The sequence below is a fragment of the Pseudomonas sp. R19M genome (genome assembly GCF_050312585.1).
GTDB classification, from domain to species: Bacteria; Pseudomonadota; Gammaproteobacteria; order Pseudomonadales; family Pseudomonadaceae; genus Aquipseudomonas; species Aquipseudomonas palleroniana.
In genome coordinates, this window is record NZ_JBNPJV010000127.1 from 1 (window position 1) to 301 (window position 301).

A 301-nucleotide genomic window follows, 5' to 3' on the forward strand; every position below is an offset into this window, starting at 1 on the left:
CCGTTGTCGAGTTTCAGGGTGACGTCAGTACCTGCTTTGTTAGAAAGCGTGGCGGTGTACGTAATCTGACCACCTTCGTTAACTGCGCTTGGCGCAGTCAGGGTCACGGTGGTGGTGTCCGCAGTGCCCGGAGTATCGGTAACGGTGGTATTTACCGGCGTAGTGCCCGGCACCAGATTTTCGAAGTGCTCGCCGCCGGTAACGCCTTTGATGGCGGCAGTGAAAGTTTGGTCGCCTTGATAGACGTCGTTTGGAGCGACTACCGAGACAGAACCGCTCGACTGGTTTACACCAATGGTGA

General features: G+C 56.1%; 1 protein-coding gene. It reads right to left on the reverse strand.

All coding sequences use genetic code 11. The features are described from left to right. The coding region (locus ACQRBT_RS28335; RefSeq protein WP_427851706.1) for an immunoglobulin-like domain-containing protein at window positions 1-301 on the reverse strand (301 nt) is incomplete at both ends.